Source organism: Streptomyces sp. NRRL B-1347 (assembly GCF_000720325.1).
Taxonomy (GTDB): Bacteria; Actinomycetota; Actinomycetes; order Streptomycetales; family Streptomycetaceae; genus Streptomyces.
Map to the genome: position 1 here is coordinate 1 of NZ_JOJM01000141.1, position 5,981 is coordinate 5,981.

4 protein-coding genes are annotated in these 5,981 nt (G+C 78.2%); all 4 read right to left on the reverse strand.

Features of this window, described 5'->3' with window-relative positions; translation table 11 throughout:
• The coding region (locus tag IG74_RS0143490; RefSeq protein ID WP_030689095.1) for a hypothetical protein at window positions 1-1,980 on the reverse strand (1,980 nt) is incomplete at its 3' end.
• A 3-nt stretch (window positions 1,981-1,983) separates the two neighbouring features.
• Window positions 1,984-2,466, reverse strand: coding sequence for a hypothetical protein (locus IG74_RS0143495; RefSeq protein ID WP_063761354.1), 483 nt, complete (start codon window positions 2,464-2,466; stop codon window positions 1,984-1,986).
• Window positions 2,463-4,019, reverse strand: coding sequence for a hypothetical protein (locus IG74_RS48535; protein ID WP_051856674.1), 1,557 nt, complete (start codon window positions 4,017-4,019; stop codon window positions 2,463-2,465). The genes IG74_RS0143495 and IG74_RS48535 overlap by 4 nt, the downstream gene beginning before the upstream one ends.
• Window positions 4,020-4,082: 63 nt before the next feature.
• On the reverse strand, window positions 4,083-5,960 hold the full coding sequence (locus IG74_RS0143505; RefSeq protein ID WP_158858076.1) for an Hsp70 family protein: 1,878 nt from the start codon (window positions 5,958-5,960) through the stop codon (window positions 4,083-4,085).
• Window positions 5,961-5,981: the final 21 nt, after the last annotated feature.

Sequence of the window (5,981 nt, forward strand, 5' to 3'; positions counted from 1 at the left end):
GGCCAGGGTGACCCGGGCGGGCGCGGCGGGGACGGCCACGGCGTCCGGGCGCGGCAGCGGCGTGACCGTCACCGCGCACGCCGTGTCCGGCACGCCGACCGTGACCTTCCCGCCCGCGGTCCGGTGCGTGCTGCGGGCCACGCTGCGCTCCTCGCCGCGCACCCCGTCGTCCCACGCCACGCGCGCGAGGACGGCGGGCTCGGGCCAGCTGAAGCGCACCTCGGCCCGCCCCGCGCCGATCCGACGTACCGTCACATCATCGATGGGGCGGGGATGTTCGACGACCACGCTCGGTCCGGCCACCGCGCGCCCGCCGAGCGCGCTCACCGCGGTGAGGCGCAGGCGCCGCCCCGGGGGTGCCGTCACTTCGAGCTCCCGCGCGGGGGCCGGGCGGTGGCCGATGGCCGCGAACCGCGCCGATACGTCCGCGCCCGGCGCGACCGGCCCCGCGGGCCACGGCACCAGCGTGCTCTCGCCCCGCTCCGGGGCGCTCCAGGCGAGCCGCACCCGGTCCCCCGCGCGGTGGGCGGTCAGCTCGGTGACCGGCGCGGGCCACTCCTCGACCCGGGCGGTGACGCGCGCCCCCGGCGACCAGGCGGTGCCGCCGTCAGGGCCTCCGCCCGGATAGCCGCAGCTGACCTCGTACACGTGCGTCCCCACCGGCAGCGGCACGTCCAGGAGGCGATCGGGCTCGCTCGGCACGACGGTGCGCGGGGCGCCGCCGTCCGTCGAGCGCCGTACGCGGACGGCGGTCGCGGCCGGGTGGGGGCGCCAGCGCAGCCGTACGCCGTCGGGCACGAGCACGGCCGCCAGGCCGGAGGGCTCAGGCGCGATCAGGACCGGCGCGGTGACGAGTGGCACCCCGGCCACGCGGCCGCCGCGCAGCGGCACGACCGCGTACCGCAGGGCCACGCCCAGGGGCGCCCGGGCGTCCTCGGCGGTCAACCCACCGGCGGCGGCGCGGAGTTCGGTGGCCCGCTCCGGCGTGCCGTCCGGGAAGCGCAGCACCTGGTACGTCACGGACGCGGTGGCCCGTGGCGGCCGCCAGGTCAGGCGCACGCGCCGGTCGTCGACGGCCGCCGTGGTCGGGGCCCGGCCGGGCGCGGCGGTGGCGTCGGCCAGGGCGGTGGCGGCGCGCAGCAGGCCCGTGCGGATCTCCGGGGCGTCGTCGGCCTGCCGCAGCGCGGCGAGCCACGCGGTGGCGGCGCCGTGCCAGTCGCCGTGCTCCTCCAGGGCGCCCGCCCGCGCGGCGAGCCGGGCCACGGCGGTGGAGCGGGCCCGCAGCGAGCCGAGGAGGCGGGCCAGGACGTGGTCGTGCGGGTCCCGCGGCAGCGGCTCGGCCACGCGCTCCGCGGCGCGCAGCCGGCGCCCCGGCCAGACGTCGTTGACGGCCTCGGCGGCCCGGCGCACCGGCCCGTCGGCGGGGAAGCCGGCGTCGACGGCCGCGGCGAGCAGCCGGGCCTCGCTGCGGTGCACGCCGAGCGCGGCCACGTCGTCGGCGGTGGTCGCGGTGCCCGCTTCCGCCGGTCCGCGGTCCTTGAGCAGGCAGCACAGCTCCCACAGCACCACCCGGCGCAGGCCCATCGGGTCGTCGCGCGCGAGGGTCTCCAGGGTGTCCACGACGGCCGCGGCGGTGAGGGCGCGCGGGTCGGCGGACGTCCGCCAGGCGTCCTGCGCCTGCCGGACGTACGGCACGTCCACGCGCTGCCACAGGCCGCCGCGGCCGGGGAACCACAGGCCGTCGAGGACGCGGAAGCCGTCGTCCGTCTCGGCCTGCGGCAGGGTGCCGAAGACCCCGGCGGCCGCGCGCCGCCGCGCGGGTTCGCGCAGCAGGCCGGCGGCGTGCCGGAACCCCAGGTCGCGCAGGGCGGCGCGGAGTTCGGCGTAGCCGCGCATGCCGGGGAACTGGGGCAGGGCGGGCAGCGGCGGCAGCGTGTCGGTGCCCGTGGCCCGGACGCCGGGCCGCCAGGTCCTCGCCACCGGTCAGCCTCCGGGCGCCGTGAAGAAGTACACGCGGACCACGGCCGTCGACGCGCGGGTGCTGAGGTCGTGGAAGTCGTCGGTGGCGGTCTTGCCGCTGAACATCGCCGGACGGCCCTTGGCGAGCTGGGAGTTGACGAGGTGGGCGTACTCCGTGCCGCCGGGGCCGCCGCCGAAGGTCAGCACGAGCGCGGCCCTGCGCCCTTCCCACTTGCGGGTCTCGCGGCCGATCTGCCGCACGAGCGACGTCTTGTCGTCGCCCTTGACCCTGAACTCCTCGGGCTCGCGCGCCACCGACGGCGGTCCCGTGGGTTTCCGCTCCGCCGGGGCGTCCGCGCCGCCGGACGGCTCGGGCCGGGCGGCGAGGGGGTCGGGCCGGTCGGCCATCGACACCAGGGCGAGGACGAGCAGCAGGTCGGCGAAGAGCCAGCCCGCGAGCACGACCCCGGCGACGCGGGTCCCGCGCTGCCGCCGCCGCGGGGTCACGTGTCATCACCGGGACGCGCCGAAGGGCGCCGCGGGGGCGGGCGCAGGGCGGTGGTGCGGTCGGAGCGCACGTCGTCCTCGGGGGCCTCGGGCGGCCCCGCGGCGTCGCGGTAGGCGTCGCCGCTCAGGGCGGGGTCGTCCTGGACGTCCGGCTCGCCCGCCGGGTACGGAGCGGGGGCCGGGGCCCGCCGCGGGGGCGGCGAGGCGCCGCCCGGGCCCCCGCCCGCCGGAGGAGGCGCGGGCGTGTACGGCGCGGACGCGTACGGTCCCGGCGGGTACGGCCGGGACGCCGGGGAGCCGTTCGCCGTGCTCCAGGGCGGCGGCGAAGGGACCGTCGCCGCGTACGGAGCGGACACGGCCCCGTAGGCCTCCGCCGCGGGGCGGGGGTGCGTCTCCGCCCCGTTCCGCGAGGACGCCCCCGCCGTCGCGAAGGAGCGCACGCCCGACTCCACCCGGGCCGCCGCGTCCTGCCAGTGCGCGGCCGCCGCGTCCCAGCGCTCGGTGGCCTCGCGCATGCCGTCGACCGCGTCGTTCGTACGGCCCGTGCTGGTCACCAGGGCCGCGCAGGCCTGCTCGGTGGCCTGGGCCACCGACTCCGTCTTGGTGACGAGGTCCTGCTGGGCGGTGACGAGCGAGCGCAGCGAGGTCTCGACGTTCGCGCCCACCGTCTTGACCTGGTCGCCGAGCTGCCGCGCCGCGGCGGCGTTGGCGCTGCCCGTCAGGGCCGCGGCCCGCTGCCCCTCGCGCACCGCCGTCTCGATGCGGTCGGCGGCCGCGCCCAGCTTCGGCACCTCGGCGGTGAGCTGGCCCGCCGCCTCCTGGAGGGACGTCGTCGCGTCGGTCACCGAGCCGGTGGCGGCGACGAGCGCCTTGTGGTTCTTGTCGGCCTCGGCGGCGAGCGAGCGCATCTCCTGCGCGGCCTTGGTGAGTTCGGAGGTGAACTGCTTCGGCGAGGCGCTGCGCTGCGGTACGAGCAGCATCTGAACGCGGGTCAGGACGGACGCGAGCTCCGCGAGGAGCCGCTCCCGCTCCGCCTCCTGGGCGTCCTCCTCCCGCTCGGCGCGCGTGCGCACGCGCGCGTGCACCACGGAGAGCAGGACGAGCAGGGCGATCAGGACGACCGCCATCAGGGCCACGTTCTCGAACCGGCCGAGCGGCGACAGATGGCCGTCGAAACCCGACTGCCACAGCTGGAGGAATGGCCGCGTGGCCTCCTTGCGGTCCACCTTGCTCAGTTCCCCGTACGCGTGCACGGCCTCGCGCAGGCCGAACCAGGTCACCAGGAGCGGCACGAAGACCAGCGCGCCGAGCGCGGCCTCCAGGAGCCCGTCGCGCCGCGCCGACGGTCTCGTGCCGGGCGCGGTGACGCTCTCCGGGCGGACGTAGGCGTGCACCAGGTCCAGCTCCGACCAGCGGTCCAGACGCTTGTCGTGCTGCACGTCGTGGGCCAGGGCGCCGAGTTCGGCGGCGCGCGGGCCGAGCGCAGGGTTGCCCGCCAGGCCCTGGAGTTGCTTGATGAGCTCCTGCTTGTTCAGCAGCTGTGCGGGCGTCAAGCGCGTACTCCCTGTCTCGGGACCGGTGCGTGACCGTCGAGTGCCTCGCCCATGAGGCCCTCGTCAGTCGAGGACGTCACCCCTCCCGCGCCGGTTCCTGCCGTCGCGGGTCAGCCGGGCCAACAGCGCCTCGGCGTCGGGGTGTTCAGGGTCCCACGTGAGGCACTTGCCAAGGGCCTCAATCGCCTCATCGCGCGCGCCCCGCCGGTGCAGCTCCCGCGCGTGCCGGTAGGTGCGGCGGGCGAGCAGGGCCCGCACCCGCTCGTTCGTCGGGTCGTGGCCGTAGGCGCAGCGCAGCCAGCGCTCGGCGTCCGGGAAGTGGTCGGGCGCCACGTCGGCCATGGCGGCCGCGCAGTGCACCTCGATCATCGCGTCGAGCACGTCGGCGCGCGCCGGGTGCGCGGTGGCCTCCTGCCAGGCCAGGTGCGAGGCCTGCACGGCGTGCTCGTAGCGGCCGAGGTCGAGCAGCACCCGGGCGCGGGCCAGCTGCCGCAGGGCGGTGTGGCTGAGGGGGCCGGAGCCCTCTCCGCCTTCCCCGGCCTCCCTGCCTTCCGGGCTCTCCGGGCCTTCTGGGCTCTCCGGGCCTTCCAGCGGCGCTCGTGCCACCGGCTGCTCGGGATCTCCGGCCCCTTCCGCCGTGCGCTCCGTCAGGCCTTCGAGGAGCTCCCTGGCCTCCGCCACGATGTCCCGGAGCAGCGCCACCGCCTCCCGTCTGCGCCCCTGCCCGGCCAGCTCGCGGGCCTGGGCTATGTCGCGGCGCGCCGGGCCCGGGGCGTCGTCGGGGGCCAGCAGCGTCGCGGTGAGCGAGGGCGCCTCCGCGAGCGTGTCGCGGGCCGGGTCCGGGGGGTCGAGCGGGCCCTCCTCCAGGGCCCCCGCACCGGACGCGGAGCCGCCGCCCCCGAGCCGCACCGCGTGTTTGAGGGCGCCGAGCGCGAGCAGCTCCCGGGGCCCGTGCGCCGTGCTCCGCCCCAGGTCCGCCACGCCCGAACGCACCTGCGCGAGCCGGGTGGCGCCCCCGACGAGCAGCAGCGTGTCCACGTCGGGCCGGGTGAGCGCCGCCTCGCCCAGCAGGTCGTGGGCGCGCCGCACGGTGCGGCGCACGTGCGGCTCCAGGAACGCGTCGAGGTGCGGCCGGCTGATCCGCATGCGCAGCGGCGGCCCGTTGCCGAGGTCGAGGGTGAGCGCGGCGGAGTCCGCGGCCGAGCCGTCGGCGGTGCCCAGCTCCTCGCGCGCCCGCTGGGCCCGCTCCCGGTGGCCGAGCCACAGCCGCGCGCTGCCGCCGGTCACGGACGCGGGTCCCCGGTGGGCCCGCAGCAGCCGCACCGCGGAGGCGAGCGCCGCCTCGTCGAAGGCCCGGCCGCCGGAGGTGGCCGCGCCGTCGTAGCCGAGTGCGCGGTAGTGGCCGCGCACGCCGCGCACCAGGCCCAGTTCGAAGCCGTCGTAGCCCATGCCGTACACCAGGAAGGTGCCGCTGTCCCGGTCCGTCGTGTGCCCCATGACGGCGGCCAGCGAGTCGCTGATGAGGCGGACCGGGGCGAGCCCGGCCGCCGCCGCCGCGTCGCGCAGCGCCTGGCGCTGGCGCGACTGGAAGGCGGCGGGCACGCTGATCACCGTCTGCGCGACGGCCCCCGCACGTGCCTCGACGCGCTCGCGCAGCGCCCGCAGCATGTGCGCGGCCACCGCGTCGGCGTCCTCCGCGCGCTCCCGCCACGGCACCGGACTCCCGCTGCCGAGCAGGGACTTCACGCTCGGGAACACCACCGGCAGGACCCCTGCGGCGGCCGGCGCGCACACCAGCCACGGCCAGTCGGCCCCCGGCAGGTCCAGGCGGCGCACCGGCTGCCCGGGCACCGCGAAGAGCGCCCGCACCCCCGTCGCGCCGAAGTCCACGCCGAGGCTGACCCGCCCCTCGGCGCCCCCCGCCGCCTGTCTCTTATACACATCTCCGAGCCCACGAGACCG